At 54.7% G+C, this 18136-nt stretch carries 17 protein-coding genes; 6 read left to right on the forward strand and 11 right to left on the reverse strand.

Annotated elements, in window-relative coordinates; translation table 11 throughout:
- The first annotated feature begins 51 nt into the window (after nucleotides 1-51).
- Nucleotides 52-1251, forward strand: coding sequence for a TPM domain-containing protein (locus AB4P94_RS19670; RefSeq protein ID WP_395607008.1), 1200 nt, complete (start codon nucleotides 52-54; stop codon nucleotides 1249-1251).
- Between the two features lie 245 nt (nucleotides 1252-1496).
- On the opposite strand, the gene AB4P94_RS19675 is transcribed toward AB4P94_RS19670, so the two are convergent.
- Nucleotides 1497-2174 (reverse strand): methyltransferase, encoded by a 678-nt coding sequence (locus AB4P94_RS19675; protein WP_395607009.1) that lies wholly within the window; start codon nucleotides 2172-2174, stop codon nucleotides 1497-1499.
- Nucleotides 2175-2282: 108 nt separating this feature from the next.
- On the opposite strand from AB4P94_RS19675, the gene AB4P94_RS19680 reads away from it, so the two are divergent.
- Nucleotides 2283-2816 carry a GNAT family N-acetyltransferase gene (locus AB4P94_RS19680; protein WP_395607010.1) on the forward strand — a complete coding sequence of 178 codons (534 nt, stop codon included), beginning with the start codon at nucleotides 2283-2285 and terminating at the stop codon, nucleotides 2814-2816.
- Here AB4P94_RS19680 and AB4P94_RS19685 read toward each other — a convergent pair.
- The 3 genes from AB4P94_RS19685 to AB4P94_RS19695 form a co-directional block, all read right to left on the reverse strand.
- A complete protein-coding gene (locus AB4P94_RS19685; RefSeq protein ID WP_395607011.1) occupies nucleotides 2803-3228 on the reverse strand; it encodes a GNAT family N-acetyltransferase in 426 nt (141 codons plus the stop codon). The two genes, AB4P94_RS19680 and AB4P94_RS19685, sit on opposite strands and share 14 nt — an antisense overlap.
- A complete protein-coding gene (locus AB4P94_RS19690) occupies nucleotides 3228-3719 on the reverse strand; it encodes a GNAT family N-acetyltransferase (protein ID WP_395607012.1) in 492 nt (163 codons plus the stop codon). Before AB4P94_RS19690 ends, AB4P94_RS19685 begins: the two co-directional genes overlap by 1 nt.
- 247 nt (nucleotides 3720-3966) lie before the next feature.
- Nucleotides 3967-4260, reverse strand: a complete 294-nt coding sequence (locus AB4P94_RS19695; RefSeq protein WP_395607013.1) for a fructose-bisphosphate aldolase — start codon at nucleotides 4258-4260, stop codon at nucleotides 3967-3969.
- 464 nt (nucleotides 4261-4724) lie between these two features.
- Between AB4P94_RS19695 and AB4P94_RS19700 the strand changes: the two genes are divergently transcribed.
- Complete coding sequence (locus AB4P94_RS19700) at nucleotides 4725-9605, forward strand: hypothetical protein (RefSeq protein WP_395607014.1); 4881 nt, start codon at nucleotides 4725-4727, stop codon at nucleotides 9603-9605.
- A gap of 108 nt (nucleotides 9606-9713) precedes the next feature.
- On the opposite strand, the gene AB4P94_RS19705 is transcribed toward AB4P94_RS19700, so the two are convergent.
- Nucleotides 9714-10949: an MFS transporter gene (locus tag AB4P94_RS19705; protein ID WP_395607015.1), complete on the reverse strand. Its 1236-nt coding sequence runs from the start codon at nucleotides 10947-10949 to the stop codon at nucleotides 9714-9716.
- 94 nt (nucleotides 10950-11043) lie between these two features.
- On the opposite strand from AB4P94_RS19705, the gene AB4P94_RS19710 reads away from it, so the two are divergent.
- Nucleotides 11044-11937: a LysR family transcriptional regulator gene (locus AB4P94_RS19710; RefSeq protein WP_395607016.1), complete on the forward strand. Its 894-nt coding sequence runs from the start codon at nucleotides 11044-11046 to the stop codon at nucleotides 11935-11937.
- A 247-nt stretch (nucleotides 11938-12184) separates the two neighbouring features.
- Nucleotides 12185-12532: a barstar family protein gene (locus AB4P94_RS19715; protein WP_395607017.1), complete on the forward strand. Its 348-nt coding sequence runs from the start codon at nucleotides 12185-12187 to the stop codon at nucleotides 12530-12532.
- 51 nt (nucleotides 12533-12583) lie between these two features.
- Here AB4P94_RS19715 and AB4P94_RS19720 read toward each other — a convergent pair whose 3' ends face one another.
- From AB4P94_RS19720 to AB4P94_RS19735, 4 genes are all read right to left on the reverse strand, one after another.
- A complete protein-coding gene (locus AB4P94_RS19720) occupies nucleotides 12584-13054 on the reverse strand; it encodes a hypothetical protein (protein ID WP_395607018.1) in 471 nt (156 codons plus the stop codon).
- Nucleotides 13055-13160: 106 nt separating this feature from the next.
- Complete coding sequence (locus AB4P94_RS19725; RefSeq protein WP_395607019.1) at nucleotides 13161-13598, reverse strand: GNAT family N-acetyltransferase; 438 nt, start codon at nucleotides 13596-13598, stop codon at nucleotides 13161-13163.
- Nucleotides 13599-13858: 260 nt separating this feature from the next.
- On the reverse strand, nucleotides 13859-14443 hold the full coding sequence (locus AB4P94_RS19730) for a hypothetical protein (RefSeq protein WP_395607020.1): 585 nt from the start codon (nucleotides 14441-14443) through the stop codon (nucleotides 13859-13861).
- A gap of 112 nt (nucleotides 14444-14555) precedes the next feature.
- Nucleotides 14556-14939: a winged helix-turn-helix transcriptional regulator gene (locus tag AB4P94_RS19735; RefSeq protein ID WP_395607021.1), complete on the reverse strand. Its 384-nt coding sequence runs from the start codon at nucleotides 14937-14939 to the stop codon at nucleotides 14556-14558.
- 97 nt (nucleotides 14940-15036) lie between these two features.
- On the opposite strand from AB4P94_RS19735, the gene AB4P94_RS19740 reads away from it, so the two are divergent.
- A complete protein-coding gene (locus tag AB4P94_RS19740) occupies nucleotides 15037-15618 on the forward strand; it encodes a glutathione binding-like protein (RefSeq protein ID WP_395607022.1) in 582 nt (193 codons plus the stop codon).
- Between the two features lie 17 nt (nucleotides 15619-15635).
- Here the strand turns inward: AB4P94_RS19740 and AB4P94_RS19745 are convergent, their stop codons facing one another.
- On the reverse strand, nucleotides 15636-16376 hold the full coding sequence (locus AB4P94_RS19745) for an SDR family NAD(P)-dependent oxidoreductase (RefSeq protein ID WP_395607023.1): 741 nt from the start codon (nucleotides 16374-16376) through the stop codon (nucleotides 15636-15638).
- 219 nt (nucleotides 16377-16595) lie between these two features.
- Nucleotides 16596-18011, reverse strand: coding sequence for a purine-cytosine permease family protein (locus AB4P94_RS19750; protein ID WP_395607024.1), 1416 nt, complete (start codon nucleotides 18009-18011; stop codon nucleotides 16596-16598).
- Nucleotides 18012-18136 lie beyond the last annotated feature (125 nt).

Genomic DNA, 18136 nt, shown 5'->3' on the forward strand with positions numbered 1-18136 from the left:
GTCGATAAGGTAGAGTCGCCACCTTCAGGAAGAAACTTCAGGTAACAAAGCATGATGGCGATTTTGCGGCAAACCGTCTTGAGCCTGCTGGCGCTGGTGTTTATCGGCTTGCTGGGCACCGCCCAGGCGGAGACTTCGCCCATCGGCGTGGCCCTCGACCAGCGGGTGATCGACCTCACCAACACGCTGGACGCCAGCACCACCACGCGCCTCAAAGACCAACTCGCCGCCCTTGAACAGCGCAAAGGCGCGCAAGTCGCCGTGTTGCTGGTGCCCACCACCGGCGGCACGAGCATCGAGGACTACGCCAACCAGCTGTTCCGCGCCTGGAAACTGGGGCGCAAGGACGTCAACGACGGCATCCTGCTGGTGGTGGCCAAGGACGACCGCAAGGTGCGCATCGAAGTGGGTTACGGCCTGGAAGGCACCGTCACCGACCTGCTGGCCCATCGCATCATCGAAGAACACATCACCCCGGCGTTTCGCCAGGGCGACTACGCGGGTGGCGTGCAACAGGCGGTCAATGACCTGACCATGCTGGTCGACGGCGGCGACTTGCCGCAGCCCGCCGCGCGGGAGGTCAACCCGCAGATCATTGCCGTGTTGCTCGCGTTCATCGCCGGTGCCATTGGCGGCGTGTTGATCGCCGCCGGCAAGCTGCACTGGCGCCGGGCGTTGATCGCCACCGCGCTGGTCACGTTATTGCTGGCGATGTTGGCCGGCGGGGCGGACTGGTTGCTGTTTCTGCTGGTGATGCCACTGACCATGCTGATCGGCGGCGCCACCTTCGGCGCACTGTGGCTGGCGCGTGCGGTGTTTTACGGCGTGGTGGCGTTGCTGGCGTACATCGTCGGGCTGCTGGTGGTTGACCACTTTGTCGAAGTCAACTTCGTGCACTGGCTGGTCTGGCCGCTGGGCAGTGCGTTGGTGCTGGCGCTGTATGCAGGGCTGTTCTTCGTGATGCGCGAGTCCTGGCGCAAGAGCCCGCGGTTTTTCATCGTGCGCGTGGTGGCCGTGGCGGCGGTGTATGTGGCGGTGGGGTTGTTGCTGGGGCATGGCTACCAGGATTGGCTGGTGGCGATACCGGCGGCGTCGATTGTGGCGTTTATTCTGTTTGTTGCGAGTATTTCCGATGGCGGTTCTGGCGGCGGGTCGGGTTCGAGTTCGGGCGGTTCCAGTTCCAGCTCAAGCAGCAGCTCGTCCGGCGGCGGTGGTTCCAGCGGCGGCGGCGGGGCGTCCGGCAGTTGGTAGACGATTGAGCCTGTTTCCGTGACGAACGAGCCTCCTGTGGCCAACAGGCTCTTGTGGCGAGCGGGCTTCCTGTGGCGAGCGGGCTTGCCCCGCGTTGGGTGGCGAAGCCGCCCCAGTGAAAGCACCGCGTTTTTTCAGGCAGAACGCGGCGCCTGGTTTTGGGGCCGCTGCGCAGCCCAACGCGGGGCAAGCCCGCTCGCCACAGGAAGTCCGATCGCCACAACAGCCCGCTCGGCGCCAGGTCGTCAGCTCGGCTTGTAACCCACCCACCCCTTAAAACTGAACCCCGCATAAAACAACTCAACCCCCTCAAACCCGGCCTCAGCCATCAACGCCGCATCCGCCTCCGGTGCCATCACCGGCAACTTCTCGCTGATCGCCGCAATCGCCCGCTCGGCATCCGCCGCCGGCACCCCCGAATCCACCGCAAACGCCGCATAGCGCTTCAACCAACGGAGTTTTTCCTCCGGCGCCTGCGGGAAACTGTGATGCGCCACCACCAGCGGCGCTCCCGGCCGCAGCCGTTGCCATAAAGCTTTCAGCGTTTGCAGCCGCTCCTGCGCCGCAATGAAGTGCAACGTCAGTAAACACGTCGCCCCATCAAACGGCCCCAGTGGCGCCGTATCGATATACCCCTCATGCAACTGCACGCGCTCACTCAACGGCCCCAACGTCGCCTGCGCCAGCTTCAGCATCTCCGCCGACGGGTCCACCCCCACAAACCGCCACCCCGGCTCGGCATCGGCAAAGCGCTTCAACTCCAGCCCGCCGCCCGCGCCCAGCACCAACACATTGCCGGTGGCCGGCACGCGTTCACGCAGCAGCAGGGTGGTCATGCGTTGCAACCCCTCAAAGCCCGGCACCAGGCGCACGGGGCCTTCGGCGTAACGGGCGACAGCATCGGGGTCGGAAAAAAAGCTCATGGCACGCTCCTGCGGATTTGGCGAGGCGTAAACCCTACTGCGGCGCCTGCACAGTGGCAACATTCATGGTAAAACGTCGGCCTTCATCACCCCGAGTAAGGACGCTCAATGCCGGCCATCACCCTTCGCCTCGCCACGCCCGACGACGCCCAATGCATCGGCGTGCTGGGCATGCAAGTCTTCCTCGACACCTACGCCACCCAAGGCATCCGCACCTCGATTGCCACCGAAGTGCTGCAAGCCTTCGCCCCGGGCACCATCGCCCATCTGCTGGCCGAGCCGGGCGTCTCACTGATAGTGGCTGAAGCCGACGACCACCTCGTCGGTTTCGCCCAACTCAAACTCAACGCGCTACACCCCATGATCGAAACGCCGGGCGTGGCCGAACTGCAACGCCTGTACATCCAGGAACGCTTCACCGGCCTGGGCATTGGCTACCAACTGCTGCAAGCGGCAGAACAGCGCGCAGCGGCGGGCGGCGCTTCGCTGTTATGGGCGACGGTGTGGGTGGGCAACGAACGTGCACTGGGCTTTTACCCCCGGCGCGGCTATGACGTGCTGGGTGAACCGACCTACAGCTTTCAGGGCGAAACCCATGGCAACCGCCTGTTCGGCAAAGCCCTGAACCCTAAAGCGGCTTAGACAAAAACACCCGGCTGCTGCCCTGCGGTTCACACGGCACCTCGCCAAACCGCACCCAGCCATGCTTCTCGTAAAACCCCGGCGCCTGAAAGCTCAAGGTGTACAACACCGCATTCGCACACCCCCGGCGCCGAGCCTCGTCTTCAAAGGCATGCAACAACTGGCTGCCCAGCCCCGAACCGCGCAGGGATTCGGGCAAGTGAAACAGGTCGAGAAACGCCATGCCCAGCGTGGTTTTGCCGTTGATGCCGCCGAGAATCTGCCCGGTGGCCGGGTCCTTGATCAGCACCGTCAACGGGCGCCGGTCGTTGTAACCGGTGGCCGCCTCGTTAAACACCGCCAAGGCGTTGCCGAGAACCCGCTCGGCCTCCGCGCTGTGCTGGTCGCTGACTTCTACAATCGGCGCCGTCATCACAGCGCCATGACCATTTCATGCCACGCCATCCCGCCATGCTCCGACGGCGAGGGCTTCACATACGCATAGCCCATGCGCGCATACAGCGGCACATGCTGCTCCTTGCACATCAAATGAATCGTCAGCTTGCCCAGGTCGCGCATGCGCTGCACAAACTCGGTCATCAGCAGCTTCGAATACCCCTTACCCTGCTGCGCCGGGTCGACCACCACCGACATGATCACCACATTCGGCGCCTCGGCCGAATGCCCCACCAACTCCTTGAACGCCTCGTCCGACATCACCACGTCATAGGCGCAACCACAATTGATAAACCCCACCACCGCGCCATCCGCCTCCAGAATCAGAAAACCCTGTGGGTACTGCGCAATGCGCGTGGCAATCTTCTCCAGCGTCGCCGCTTCATCGCCTTCGTAGGCAGTGGTTTCGATTTCAAAGCAGCGGTCGGCGTCGGCGGGGAGGGCGTTGCGGAAGGTGAGGGCGGGCATGGGCATTTCCTGGGGCGTTGAGCGAAAGGCCCCATGATAGGCATCCACCGAGAACACCGCCACAGCGGTTGCGGCCCTCACACCCTTTCTACGACGAGCAAAAATCAAACTGTGGGAGCTGTCGAGCTTTAGCGAGGCTGCGAAGACGGCAGCCCAGACACCAAAAATCTAGCTCCTTCCGCCAATATCCAACCCACCAAAAACCAGAAAACCCGCCAAAGCGGGTTCTCTCACACCTCAAATCCCATCAAGCCACCACAGGCACGTCAAACCCCCGCCGCTCAATCACCAAAAACACATCCGCCACATCCTGCACCATGATCCGGGCAGTGTTGGCGACGGTATTGATGTCGTGCTTGGCATAGTCGGACACGCTGGAACAGGCCATCAGGTTCAGATAGGCGAGGGCAGCGTTCAAACGCTCGCTGGCGCAGGCATGGAGCTCGCTGAGCGGGGCGTCGCTGTCGATGAGCAGGACGGGGTAGTCGGTGGCGGATTGGGACATGGGGGTGAAGCGGCGGGGTGGGTGTTCAGTTGTCATGGTGTAAATCCTTAAGAAAAAAGATTTACCACCGGCTCTGCTGCGAAACAGATTGGGTGGCAGTTGTGCGCGGGTTCGCAGACCGGACGATTTACACCAAGACCCGGCAGACCCGAAGGTCTCCCACGCACAACCGCCATAAAACATTCGGCAGCCGGGAACCGACTGGGGCATGTCTGATGGTATTGGTGTGAATCGTTTTAGGGCTGCGAAACCCTGTCGCCGAGCGAGGTCGGCGACAGGTCGAACTATAGAGGGGCATTTTAGATAACGCAATCGTACGATTGTTTGACATGTGTATCCGCGCGCCGTCTCTTGATTAGGCGACAAAGTGCGACTACTGAGGCCTCATTTCGAGTAGGTCGCGCGCAAAGAATACGAATATTTAGAGTGTTAATGTTAGGGTTGTAACTTTTTGTATGATTTGTGTTATAAAGCTTAAAAAATGTGGCCATGGAGGGTGTATGAGTAATTTGATTAGCCGTGAAAAAGAAAAAATTAATTGGAATTATCTCCAGGCATTTCCCGACTTGGTGAGCGATAAGATCGCTCGCAATGATATTTTGGGTACTATATCTGATGTGTATGGGCCTGAAAATCATGTAGTTTTCTTAGAGGGTGAAAGTGGGATCGGTGCGACTACTGTTTTGGCACAGTTTGTAGTTGAAAACCTTGAAAACACGTTTTCACTTTTTCTAAGTCCTGCCAGTAGATACTCTTATAGTATTGATTATGTTAAGTTAAGAATCGCTGAACAGTTTAAGATGTTTCTTGATGGCGTAACCTCTGAAAGTTTTGCTGTCGGTGATTCAGAATATACTTCGCTTGTTTTTAGAGTTAGAGGAAAACTTAAAGGGAGGATTGCATATTTCGTTGTAGATGGCCTTGATCATATACCGCCGGAGGATGATAGCTATATTTCGGAGATTTTCAGCTCTGCACTTCCGGTAGGTATTGATGGTTTTCGGTTTCTGATATCTGGGTCTCAATCTCGTCTTGCGCGATTTTTGAATAAGTCTTTCTCGAAGACTTGTCAGATCAGGCGTTTTACATCTATGGAGGTGGATCAGTTATTTGCAGAGTTTTCATTTTGTGAAAATCAGCTCAATGATTTAAAACAGCTCTGTCGCGGAAATCCAGGTAGAATGTGTGCTATAAAACGCCAACTGAAAGTTGGTGCGGATTTAAAAGAAATATTGGAAAGTTCACCGGACAAGTATTTAGATTTCATTGCGCTTGATTTCAAAGGGTTTGACGAGCTTAACCTTGAGCAAAAAAGAGCCGCCGCGGTATTGGCTTTTTCAAAACAGACATTGACGCGAAATGAAGTGGAGTCAATAAGTGGTGCCAGTAGTGGTGATGTGTCGGAGCTTTTAGAGAGTTGCACTTTTTTAGAGGCGAAAGAGTTGGGTTTGATAGTTTTTGTATCTAACTCGCATAGAAAGTTTGCCGAGCACAAACTTAAAAGCTATCAGCTAGAGGTTGCGGATCTTCAAATCGCACATCTTAATAAGGCTCCTGAAAGTGATGCTTCACTTCTATTTTTAGCTAGCTATTTGCAGCAGCGAAATAAACATGCCGAACTGCTTGAGCTGATTTCGAATGACCATTACTATTCTTTGCTCGAGTCTACGCAGTCTATTTCTCAGTTAAGGGGGCGTGCCGAGCTTGGAGTTGAAAGTGCGCAAGTTATAAAAGACAGTGGATCAGTTTTTAAATTCTCCTTGCAGAAAGCGCTTTTTATTGATTTGGCTGGTTCAAGTTCTTCAGGAACGGAAGTTAATGCTCTTGTAGCAATTGGCAAGACCCAGCATGCGATGCAGTTGGTTGGTCGAGCCCTTACAAAAATATCAAAGCTTTCACTTCTTACTGCTTATGCAACGGGATTAAAAGCACAATCAAAAAACATCGACACATTTTTGGTTAGTCAAATTCTAGAGTTGGCCAAAAGTATTGATTTTAGTGAGGAGGGAGAGATTGCTCTTCAAATTGCAGAGGATCTAGTTTCAATAGACATGAACTTAGCTTCTGAAGTTCTTGAGAAGTGCCTTAGTAATGTGAATGATCTAAAGCATAAGGACTTAACTTTTTCTCGATTCAGTATTGTGGCATCTAGGGAGCAGCAAGGGTTTGCGGGCAATTCTTTTGAAGGGCGAATAAAGAATAAAGCGGTGCAAGAATTTACTTCTGCTATCACTCAGTTTCACAAAGATGAAAGTTCTGCAGACATAATATCTTTCTTTCAGTCGTCGAGAATAAAAAATAAAACTAGAATGCTTATTCATTTTGTGTCTACTCAAACTCAGAGAGAAGGCCTTCTGGATATCGTTTCTTACGTGCTGGGTGTGCTTGATGTAGATACGGATTTTGTTGTAACGATGAAAGATTTAGCAGACCTAGCGTCACCGCTTAAATTTCAAAGCGCTGATTCAGGTCTTAGAGTAAGATTAGTAGGCGACTTTGATCGTCAGATTAATTTAGTTAAAGATAAGTCCGCAGTTCGAGAGTTTGTCCGGTTTAGTACCTTCATAGCATACGCAGAAAAGGAAATTGATTCATCAAAAGCGTACGACCGACTAATTGATGCATATTACTTGGTATGTGATTCCAAAGACTATGAGGTCATATCCGAATGTTTTGTTAGGATATATTATGCACTTAAGTACGTTGATCCTGATGGGCGTTTAGAGTCCGAGCATGGACTTGTGGATGTCGTCTCCGATGAATTAAAGCATTCCGTAGATGAGCTTCTTAGTAATGCGGCATCTCAATATGATTGTATAGAGTCAATACTCCCGGCCATAATCGAACATGATGTTTCTCAAGCATTTGATTTGGCTGGTCGTTTAAATACAACGCAAAATCGCTATTCAGCATTCCAGCTAATCGCTGAAGCTCTCGTAGGAAAGGCATCATCGAATGAAGGTCGTGATGTATTGTTAGATATTATTGAGGCAATAACCTATCGGGACTTTCTTTGGGAATTGCTGTTGTCTTGCACCAAGATTTTAAATGATCGTACCTTCGATGAGGGATGGGGGAACATTATACGCAGTGCAGTCGGACGGATAGATAATTATTCGCTTGCCGCAAAGTGTAAGGTTAATTTATTTAGGTATTATGCTGCCTCCGAATCCCCTATGGCTCCTTCCTACCTAGTAAGTGCGATCAATTTATTAATTGAGAAGGTTTCTCCTACTGCAGCCCGAAATGAAATTTGCTTTAAAGCAGTGGAGGCGCTTTCAAGTGTGGCATTAGAGGAGGCAGAAAAAATTTACCAGCGTTCGACTGAGCTTAGAGGAACTCTGGAGTTCGAGAACTCAAGCGTACAGCAAAATTTTATGCAGTGTTTGGCACTTGTTGTTAGATCTTTCGGGGCGGCTCTTAAGAGCAACGCTCTCACTGCAGAGATGTTGTCGCGAGTTTCCGCCTCAATTGGAAAGCTTTCCTCCCAAAGGCAACAAATAGCTCTATATACAGACTTGGCTTGCCGAGCATGGATTGCAGACAGCATGTTGAAAACGATAGTTTCCGATTATTGTAATCCGCTTCTAGAGCAAGCACGTCGCAATGATGAGTGTTTGTACGTAGGAATGTTTGAGATTGCATTTCCTGCACTTTTTGTTTGTCACAGCGAGTCAGCGTTGAAAGATTTAGCCTGCTTGCCTAGGGTTCTCAGGAACTCTGCTTTATATAACACATGTGAACTAATAAGGCGTGGGCAGACAGCAACCGATCCTGATCCAACTGACCCGTCTGAAGAATTTCCTATGGACTATCCGCAGGCGTCAGATATTATTACATTAATGGAGCATATGAATTATGACTCTACGATATATCAAACACTTGAAAAGTTGGTTAGATCTGTTTTAAGTAAGAAGAATAAGTCAAGATTTTCATCGTCGCAGCGGAAAAGTTTAAGTTTGCGGCTGGGTCAGCTAGTTGCTGATAAGCTACCTGATCCTAATAATATTGTTCATAAAGGCTACTTTATTTGTTCTATGGCTCGCGTATACATGATTTCAGAGCCATCAATTATAGAGTGGCGGGCACTTATTGATGAGGCTGAAAAAATACCTAACGAGGCTGACAAGGCTTTTGTATATATTGAAATCTTAAGCTCTATGCCGGCGAAACTCATTGACAAAAAGAAAGAGCTTTTAGGTTTAGCTCAAGCTAGTTCGAATTTTATATCGTGGTTAATTGACAAGCTCGGGCGTCTTGAATTGTGTGCGTTAGCATGCAAGGAGTTTAACGTTTTTTCTGCAAAGAAGATGCTAAGTGAATCCTTTACGATGTCGCATTTGTTGGAAAATATTGATGCTGCCGCAGATATTCAAAAATCGTTGATTGAAACTGCCGATCTGATTGATGCTAAATTTGCAGAGGAGTTGATCGGTTTGGTTGATAGTGATCCAGCACGAAGAGGTGCACAGCTATATGCAAAACATAGTTATGATGTGGTTCAAGCAAAAAAAGCATTAGCAGATTGTAATGGCACTGAGTCATCCAAAACGGTACCTCAAGAGTTTCTATCGGAAGCGGCTTGGAGAAATTTGTCCTCTTTACTGGCTGGCCGAATTACTACAAAACCGCTGTCTGCGCTGACAATGCATATGACAGCAACTTGTGGGTTGGGCCTAGGTGAGCTTTATCCATTATTGTGCTGGTACATTGAGAATGCGTCTAGGAAATACGTTTCGATCGAGGATGTATCTCATCATATCGTTCCTATGTGTGATGTGCTTTTGGCGACAGCAGAGCTCGCAATTTCGGTTGTTGATAGAAGACTTTATTCTTCGTCAACTGTGCTTGATTATGACTCTTCTATCAAGGGCTTAATTATTCGACCCAATACGAGGGCTGCGGCATTAGAGTACATTCAGAATTGGCTAAATCAGAATTGCATAGAGTATATAAAGTTGTGTGATCCGTATTTTTCATCCGAAGATATGGCAGTCATTCAAATGATCCAAGCCGCAAATCCGGCTTGTAAAATACATGTGCTAGCGGTTGCAAGCCATCTAAAAGCCAAAGGGTGCGCGTCAAACGAAGAGTTCGAATTAGCGTGGCATAATATTTCTGACCAAACTGCCCCTGAAACTTATATTTATGGGGTGGGCAAATTGGACGACCAAGAGCTGATTCATGACAGATGGGTTATTAGTAAAGGGGTAGGTTTGCGGCTTGGTACCTCTTTTAACTCAATTGGATATAAGATTAGCGAAATTTCTGTTATGACACCGCACGAGCTGGCCGAGTGTGAGATGACGTTGAATAATTTTTTAGGCGATCAGGTGTTTGTCAATGGTGGAAGAGTAAAAACTACAAGATACCAACTATAATTTTATTCGTGATAGATGCTATTATTTTTACGCGTGTTTCGATAGGTACAAAGGGCGAGCTATTTAAACGTTGCCCTTTTATTGTCCTTCTCTCCTGTAGAATCGGGGTCAGACCACCATTGTTTTAAATGTTGTATGGCCTCGATTTTTCTTTCCCGTGGTTATCGAGAGTACGAATTCAAACCACCCCCACCTCCCCCCCCTAGACCGCCAAACACCCCTCAACACCATCACCAACCCCAACCCCGCCATCGCCGCCCCCGCCAGCGAAATCGCCGGATACCCCAACCCGGCATTAATCACCGCGCCCCCCAGCGCCGCTCCAATCGCGTTCCCAAAATTAAACGCCCCAATATTCACCGCCGAAGCCAGATTCGGCGCGTCCTTCGCCGCTTCCATAACCCGCATCTGCAACGGCGGCACCAGGGCGAAGCTGGCGATGCCCCAGATCAGGATGGCGACGGCGGCCGGCAGCGGCCAACGCATCAGGACGGTGAACGCCAGCAGGACCAGGATCAGCACGCTCAGCGAGACGATCAGTGTGCGGTCTATGGAGCGGTCGGCGGCTTTGCCGCCCCACAGGTTGCCCAGTGTCAGCCCTACGCCGAACAGCACCAGCATGGCGGTGATGTAGGCGGTGGAGGCGTGGGTCTCGCTGCTGAGGATGGGGGCGATGTAGGTGAAGACGGTGAACATCGCGCCGGAGCCGACGACGGTGAGGGCCAGTGCGCCGAGTACCGGGCCACGGCCGAGTACGCGGATTTCGGCCATCACACCCACGCTTGGCGGCGCCTTGAGGTCGGGCAGGGCGAACCACAACGCGGCCATGGCCACCACGCCGAGGCCGGTAATGCCCCAGAAGGCGGTGCGCCAGCCGAACAGTTCGCCAAACCAGGCGGCCAGCGGCACTCCGCCGATGGTCGCGAGGGTGAGGCCCATGAACATGGCGGCCACCGCACCGGCACGTTTTTCCGGGGCGACCACGCTGGCGGCGACGATGGAGCCGACGCCAAAGAATGCGCCGTGGTTGAGTGAGGTCACCACTCTTGCGATCATCAGGCTGTAGTAGTCGGTCGCCAGGGCGGACATCAGGTTGCCCAGGGTGAAAATCGCCATGAGGCCGATCAGCAGATAGCGCCGGGGGATTTTGCCGGTGGTCAGGGTCATCAGCGGTGCGCCGAGCAGTACGCCGAGGGCGTAGGCGCTTACCAGCAAGCCCGCAGCGGGAATTGAAACGCCGAGGTCCGCAGCAATGCCCGGCAACATGCCCATGGGGGCGAACTCGGTAACGCCGATGCCAAAGGCACCTATGGCGAGTGCAACAAGGGGTGGATTGATACGCATGGAAGGCTCCTTATCTATGCCGCCAATGCTACGATCTAGCCTTTTAGGGCGGTAGATAGTGTTTTTGGCAATCACCTTTGCGTAAGGGGCACAAGTGGACTTCAACGGTCGATCAGGTGAAATGTTTGTGTTCGCCACCGTGGCGCAGGAAGGCAGCCTGTCGGCGGCCGCGCGTGCATTGGGGCTCACGCCCTCGGCGGTGAGTCGAATCATCGCGCGTGCCGAACAGCGCCTCGGCACCCGGCTGCTGTTGCGCACCACGCGGGCGATCACCTTCACCGCCGAGGGCGAAGCGTTTCTGCGCGGCGCGCGGCGCATTTTGGCCGACATGGATGAAGTCGAAGAGGCCATCGCCGACCAGGGCGTACCCCGTGGGCGATTGCGGGTCAGCGCCGCCCTTGGCCATGGGCGCATGTCCATCGTGCCGTTGGTGGCGGCCTTCAGCGAGCGCTACCCGAACATCGTCGTCGACCTCACCCTGGGCGACGAAGTGGTCGACATCCTCAGCGGCCAGGCCGACGTGGCGATACGTTTTGGCTACCTGCCCGACAGCCCGCTGACCGCGCGCAGAATCGGCGACACCGGCCAGGTGGTGGTGGCATCGCCCGAGTACCTGCAACGCCACGGCACCCCGCAGGAACCAGAAGACCTGCTACGGCACAACTGCCTTCGCTTCAACTTCCGGCGCGCCGAACCCAACTGGCCCTTTGCCCGCGACGGCAAGGAATTTTCCCTCAAGGTCAGCGGCAACATCGAATGCAGCAGTGGGGAAGCGCTGGCCCAGCTGGCGCGATTGGGCGCCGGGATTGCGCGTATCGGCGAGTTCACCGTCAGCGAGGACCTGCGCCGCGGCGAGCTGATACCGCTGTTGCAAGCCTGCAACCCCGGCGACCGGGAGCCGATTCATGCGGTGTTTGTGGGTGGCCCCACGATGCCCGCGCGGGTGCGGTTGTTTGTGGATTTTTTGGTGGAGCATCATCGGATGTAGGTGGGGGAGTGGGCTTACAGGTTTGATTGGGATAATCGGGTGTTGTCAGGTGGATGTCAGACCTAAACATCGTGAATGGCCGGGATGAGGGGATGTTTTTCTCCCAGAGCTTCCCCTCGCCAGGGGGAACGATCGGCCAAAAGCGGTCATTGCAATGTCATTGGGAGCAGATCGAGCCCTGGATTGCGCAAATAGCAGCCAGCAGTTGACTTCATCGTGCGAGACCGCCATACAGAAATTTTCCAACGTGGCGAAGGTAGGTCTGACAATGGTGCAAGTGGATGCAAACCTGATTTCTGATTGGCCAACATTCCACAATGTTTTCGCAGAAAAGTTCGGCTTTCCTGGCTTCTACGGTCGCAATATGGACGCCTGGGTTGATTGTCTTTCATACCTCGATGACCCCGGCGCAGAAATGTCGACTATCCACGTTCAAAGCGGACAAACACTTCCGTTAGTCATCGACAATGCCGGGAGCTTCAAGCACCGCTGTCCTGAACAATTTGAAGCGCTTGTGGAATGTGCCGCTTTTGTGAACTGGCGAATCGTGATCGCTGGCGGAACTCCGCTCTTGGCACTTGCTTTCAATGTTTAAATGCTCGCCGATGCCAATCGACGGGATGTCATCCACTTGTGACTATTGGAATCATGCGCCCACGTCATTTATCAGTTCGCGCCAGACATCCCTTGCCATCTGCTCAGAGGTAAAGACTTGTACTTTTGGATGCCAGAACTGCCCCTCATTTACGATGCATTCCAAGGTAGAGTCCTGAAACGTAAAGACATAATGGATGGCATTTTTTAGAAACCGCTGTTTATCGTGTCGCGGGTGAATGGCGTTTCTCTGTTCAAGCTCTGCTAACCAGGGCGAGTTATCTATTCGATGAATTCTGTAGTGCTTGAGGCCATGTCCAATAAGCGGATGCCCGCCCAGAGCCTCGTCGTTTGGTGAGCCGAACTGAATTTTTTTCACTAGGGGAAAATGGATTACAGCTATTTCTTCTCCAGCAGTGCAATACCGTAAACAAAGCTGCGTGTCCGTGGCGAACACCACGGGTTCGGGCGACGTACTTGGCTGTGGCCAGGAGTCGAGCAGGACTACGGTCGCGGATGACATAGGGATTCCAAGTGAAGAAACGAAGCAAAAGAGAGTGCGAGAGCGACACGTCGTCGTCAAACTTTTCTGACCGCGACAGGCTGCTTCTGGTCGAAAGCGGACAGGGTCAAAAGTCCCGGAGCTGCATGATGTGCGTCGCCTGAGCGTCTTCAGTTAGTGTGAAACCGCAGGACAGGTAAAAAGCGCTTCCCTGTGCAGTGTCGGTGTAAAGCCGCACAGTTTCAAAATGCAAAGTGGCGTGGGCGAGCAAGGCGTTAACCAATCGTCTGCCAACCTGTTTTCCTCGTGAAGCAGGGGTTACATAAACACGCCGCAGCCTCCCTGTAGGCGCCTGCGTGAACAGATCAACAGACAAACCGCCAATGCCCACCAGTTGGCCGTCTAGATACGCTGCCATCAGGCATTCGCCTGGCGCATCGAAGCGATTGGTACCTGAATACCATTCCGAGGTCAGCCGGGTGATGAACCTGAAACCTTCTGCCACTGCTTCTCTCTCAAGGTCGGTAGTTTGTGGCGGCAGGTGCGTGACCTGATGAATCTCCATGTACGGTCAATCCTCCCTGATTGGGTACGAAAAACTTCTGAGCTGCCATAAGATCTTGATCTGCGGGCTGTGGGCACGCAACCGTCAAAATTCGCCTCAAAGCAGTCGCCCACTCGCAAGCGACCGCGTTCGACCTGCATGTGACCATTCAAAAGTTCGGAAACAATCTTCCGACCTTGTATGGCAGGCAGGAGCCGGCCAATAGCCGTCATTTACCGAGCTGATTCAAGTACCGCGCTTGCCTGAACCTTTTTTTATCGCTAGAAACTCTCAAGACTAACGCGGATTCCCGCTCGTCCAGCCAGCTCAATAATGGCTTCCAACCGATCAGCGTCAACAATGACACCGTCGTAGTTTTCACCTCCGGTGTTCAGGTGAAGATAACGTTTTCCGAGCGGGGCCAACCACTGATCAAAGTTGTGGAGTATCTCTGGCATTGATAAAGCGGCTTCCTGAACATAGACATAGGGCTCTTTCAAACCACTGGCTCTGACCAGATAGGGCGCTTGATACTCAAATACGTCATAGCCCTTCCAATCCATGCTCAGGAGAACGAGGTGTTCGAGTTTTTGTCCCCTTGAGTCATTCAGGAACCCCTCCGTGAGGGCACTGGGTGCGTCATCTCCCATTGCGTATCTACGCATGACACGCCGGACAAGCCTGGCGCCTTCTTTTTCCGGGATGGCCGCCACCAGTGCCTGAGCAAACGCCTCAAGTGCTTTTTTTTGCCCGGAATCGCTTCGCTCGGGGCGCAGTTCCTTCATGATCGCTGAAGCGCTGAGGTTGGTCTCTTCGGGTGAAGGCATGGTGAAGCGCCCACCAAAAAGCTTATCCAGAATACCCATGTCAGTCCCTGTATGACGGAGAGGAAAACCATTTGGTTTGAACAACCTTGGCCAAGAGCTGGAGCTTGGCCTACGACGCCAACCAGCCAGAAAAGCCGAGGCTCATGACTGTCTACGAACCCCGTAGCGACTCACTGTGCGCATCATAACGAGCGCGATTGTCGTAAAGCGTGTGCATGTTCGCCACGGCCCACTCGGCCAGGCCCCGCAGCGGTTGCGCAAGCGAATGGCCAAACGGCGTCAGCGTGTAGTCAACTTGAGGCGGTGAGGTGGCGCGCACCGTGCGTTCGACCAGGCCGTCGCGTTCGAGCACTTTGAGTGTGCGGGTGAGCATCTGCTGCGAGATGCCGCTGACTTGGCGGCGCAGGTCGTTGAAGCGGTGGGTTTGCTCGAGTAGCGCCACGATCACTTGCACGCTCCATTTGTCGCCCACGCGGTTGAGCACTTCGCTGACGTTGCGGCAACTGGGTGTTGCAGGCGGGGTGGTCACATTCATCTGACTTGGCCTTAAAAATATGCGTTTTCATCGAAAACCCGATAATCGCACACTGAGTGCCGGTCCACATATGTGACTGAACTTAGAGGGTGTTTTGATGATTCTTTATTACTTTCCCGGCGGCTGCAGTCAGGCCTGCCACATTGCTCTGATTGAGGGTGGCTTGCCGCACCAACTGGTCAAGGTCGGCCGCGAGCGTCGTACCGACGATGGCCGAGACTTTAACCTCATCAATGGCAAGGGCTATACGCCGGCGCTCGAACTGGACGATGGCACTGTGCTGACCGAAGGCTTGGCGATCCTCATGTTCATTGCAGAGCAGTCGGGCCAGCTTCTGGCCAAAGAGGGTCTGGCGCGTTGGCGTGCCCTGGAAGCGACGGCATTCATGAACACGGAAATTCACCGCAACTTCATTCCTTTTTTCCGGGGTGGTTCCGAGCAGGAGAAGGCACAGGCCGCGCAGACGCTGCGGATGCGCTTTGGAACGCTGAGCGAGCAATTGGGTGAGCGCGAGTTTTTGGTGGGCGCCCAGATGACCATTGCCGACTGCTATCTGTTCATCATGTTGTCCTGGGCCGCCAGGATGGACGTCGCAGTGCCTGCGCGGCTGGAAGGCTACCTGACGCGCATGAAGCAGAGGCCTTCCGTTGCCAGGGCGCTGGCCGCAGAAGGCCTCTGATCTCGCGGGCATCCTGGCTACGTAAGATTCAACCCACCATCAGACAGCAGGATTTCACCGGTGAGATAGTCCGATGCAACCAACAGCGCAACGGCTTGGGCAATGTCTTCCGGGCTGGCCGCCCGGCGCATCGGTGAACGCTCTTTCCACAGTTGCTGCGCCTGAGTCCACTCTGCGGTCAGCGGTGTATCGACCAGCCCCGGGGCGACGGCGTTGACCCGGATGTCGGGCGCAAGTGAAACGGCGAGTAGCCGTGTCATATGATTCAAGGCCGCCTTCGTCGCGGAATAGGGGATCGATGCGCCTTTCGGGCGAACACCCGCATGTGAGCTGATGTTGACGACGCAGCCGGGTCGGCCGGAGCGTGCCGAATCACGCAATGCTGCTTCAGCTTCGGCGATCAAGCGAAAGGGCGCAATGACGTTCACTTCATGGAGTTCATGCCACACATCGGGCGTCGCAGCCGCCAAGTCTTGGTGAGGAATAACGCGGCTGATGCCGGCGTTATTCACCAGAACATCCAACCGCCCCCAGGCCCCTATGGCTTGGCGGATCAGTCGTGCTCTGTCTTCATCAATAGCCAAATCAGCTTGCACATAAATGGCCGCCCCGAGTTCGAGCGCCAGGCGCTGTCCGGCCTCTGCCGAATTGCGCGAATGCAATACGATTGAATACCCTTCACTGGCAAGCCGCCGGGCAATGGCCACGCCGATGCCTGAAGTCGAGCCGGTAACCAGTGCGACGGGAGCCTGAGTCATCATGTGAGCCTTTAGGGGTTAAGGGTTTTACGACACTGCATGACCACTGATACCGGTTCTGCTCACGGTTGTGAAGGCCTGTTTTTGGCCGAAAGCGGCCGACTCATCACACACGAGCGTTCGTATTGCCTCTCACCCAAAACGAAAAAACCACCCATACCCCAGCCGCGAAGCCGAGATAAGGATGGTTTAAGCCATCACTTACTACGGGAAGTTACCTCAAACCCCACCCACCAACTTCCCGCCCTCCATCCTGCGTTTATAAGCGCTGTCCCGGCTCGCCAACCAAAAATACAACGGCGACGTCACGACCAACCCCACCACCCAGGACAAATCCGCCCCGTTAATGTGTGCCGAAATCGGCCCCACATACAGCGGCGTGTTCATAAACGGAATCTGCACCGCAATCCCGATGGCATACGCCAGCAGGGCCTGCGGGTTGTACCTGCCGTAGATGCCGCCGTCCACGCGGAAGATCGAGGCGATGTCGTACTTGCCTTTGTGGATCGCATAGAAGTCGATCAGGTTGATCGCCGTCCACGGCACCAGGACCACCAGCAGCACCAGCACCATGTCGACGAAGTGGCCGATGAAGTCTTTGGAGGCGAACACGGCGGCAATCGCGCAGGCGGCTAACACCAAGGTGGAGATCACCGCGCGGCTTTTGGCGGTGGGGATCCAGCGGTAGGCGAAGGTCTGGATCAGGGTGATGATCGAGAGCACGGCGCCGTAGAGGTTGAGGGCGTTGTGGCTGATGACGCTGAGCAGGAAGAGCACGAGCATCAGCGGGCCGATGGCGCCGGTGGCGAGTTTGACGGCGTCCATGGTGTCCATGCCGACCGGGGTGGCGAGCACGGCGACGGCGCCGAAGATGAAGGCCAGGCTGGAGCCCAGCGCCGAGCCGAGGTAGGTGGTCCAGAAGGTGGACGCGACCGGCACGTCGGCGGGCAGGTAGCGGGAGTAGTCGGACACGTAGGGGGCGAAGGCGATCTGCCACAGCGCCGCGAGTGAAACCGTGGCCAGCCAGCCGGAGATGTTGAATTCGCCGCGGGTCAGGAAGTCGGTGGTTTGCACGTGGGTGAAGATGTAGCCGAAGCCCAGCACGATGCCGGCGCCGAGCACCCAGGTGCCGATGCGGTTGAGCACGTGGATGAAGCGGTAGCCGATGATGCCGATGATGCCGGACCCGATGGCACCGATGACGATGCCGACCGGTACGGGCACGCTGTCGACCACGCCGTGCAGGGATTTGCCCGCCAGCACGATGTTGGAGGCGAAGAAGCCGATGTACATGACGCCGGCGATCACCACCACCAGCAAAGCGCCGAGGGAGCCGAATTGGGCGCGGCTCTGGATCATTTGCGGGATGCCCATTTGCGGGCCTTGGGCCGAGTGCAGCGCCATCAGCACGCCGCCGACCAGGTGGCCGACGAGGATGGCGACGATGCCCCACAGCAGGTTGAGGTGAAACAGTTGCACGCCCAGCGCGCCGGTCACGATGGGCAACGGCGCGATGTTGCCGCCGAACCACAGGGTGAACAGGTCTCTTACCTTTCCATGGCGGTCTTCGGGGGGCACGTAACCGATCGTGTGTTTTTCAATCAGCGGGGCGGAGGGTGTTGCAGTGGTAACCATGACGAGCTCCAAGGCAAGGTGAGTACGTTGACGTACTTCGCTGTGCGCCGCACGGGCGGGCGGGCGCTTTGTTGTTGGAGTGATCATCTGCAATGGGCGCAGAGAGGTAAATTAGTAAGTTTGTT

Origin of the sequence: Pseudomonas sp. B22129 (assembly GCF_044218875.1) — a bacterium.
In the GTDB taxonomy this organism is placed as follows: Bacteria; Pseudomonadota; Gammaproteobacteria; order Pseudomonadales; family Pseudomonadaceae; genus Aquipseudomonas.

Excerpts from the sequence above, each read along its gene's own strand:
- AB4P94_RS19675 (WP_395607009.1), bottom strand. The coding sequence starts at position 2,174 with ATGAGCTTTTTTTCCGACCCCGATGCTGTCGCCCGTTACGCCGAAGGC.
- AB4P94_RS19750 (WP_395607024.1), bottom strand. The coding sequence starts at position 18,011 with ATGGTTACCACTGCAACACCCTCCGCCCCGCTGATTGAAAAACACACG.
- AB4P94_RS19735 (WP_395607021.1), bottom strand. The coding sequence starts at position 14,939 with ATGAATGTGACCACCCCGCCTGCAACACCCAGTTGCCGCAACGTCAGC.
- AB4P94_RS19700 (WP_395607014.1), top strand. The coding sequence starts at position 4,725 with ATGAGTAATTTGATTAGCCGTGAAAAAGAAAAAATTAATTGGAATTAT.
- AB4P94_RS19720 (WP_395607018.1), bottom strand. The coding sequence starts at position 13,054 with ATGTCATCCGCGACCGTAGTCCTGCTCGACTCCTGGCCACAGCCAAGT.
- AB4P94_RS19730 (WP_395607020.1), bottom strand. The coding sequence starts at position 14,443 with ATGGGTATTCTGGATAAGCTTTTTGGTGGGCGCTTCACCATGCCTTCA.
- AB4P94_RS19680 (WP_395607010.1), top strand. The coding sequence starts at position 2,283 with ATGCCGGCCATCACCCTTCGCCTCGCCACGCCCGACGACGCCCAATGC.
- AB4P94_RS19690 (WP_395607012.1), bottom strand. The coding sequence starts at position 3,719 with ATGCCCGCCCTCACCTTCCGCAACGCCCTCCCCGCCGACGCCGACCGC.
- AB4P94_RS19740 (WP_395607022.1), top strand. The coding sequence starts at position 15,037 with ATGATTCTTTATTACTTTCCCGGCGGCTGCAGTCAGGCCTGCCACATT.
- AB4P94_RS19695 (WP_395607013.1), bottom strand. The coding sequence starts at position 4,260 with ATGACAACTGAACACCCACCCCGCCGCTTCACCCCCATGTCCCAATCC.
- AB4P94_RS19685 (WP_395607011.1), bottom strand. The coding sequence starts at position 3,228 with ATGACGGCGCCGATTGTAGAAGTCAGCGACCAGCACAGCGCGGAGGCC.
- AB4P94_RS19705 (WP_395607015.1), bottom strand. The coding sequence starts at position 10,949 with ATGCGTATCAATCCACCCCTTGTTGCACTCGCCATAGGTGCCTTTGGC.
- AB4P94_RS19745 (WP_395607023.1), bottom strand. The coding sequence starts at position 16,376 with ATGACTCAGGCTCCCGTCGCACTGGTTACCGGCTCGACTTCAGGCATC.
- AB4P94_RS19725 (WP_395607019.1), bottom strand. The coding sequence starts at position 13,598 with ATGGAGATTCATCAGGTCACGCACCTGCCGCCACAAACTACCGACCTT.
- AB4P94_RS19670 (WP_395607008.1), top strand. The coding sequence starts at position 52 with ATGATGGCGATTTTGCGGCAAACCGTCTTGAGCCTGCTGGCGCTGGTG.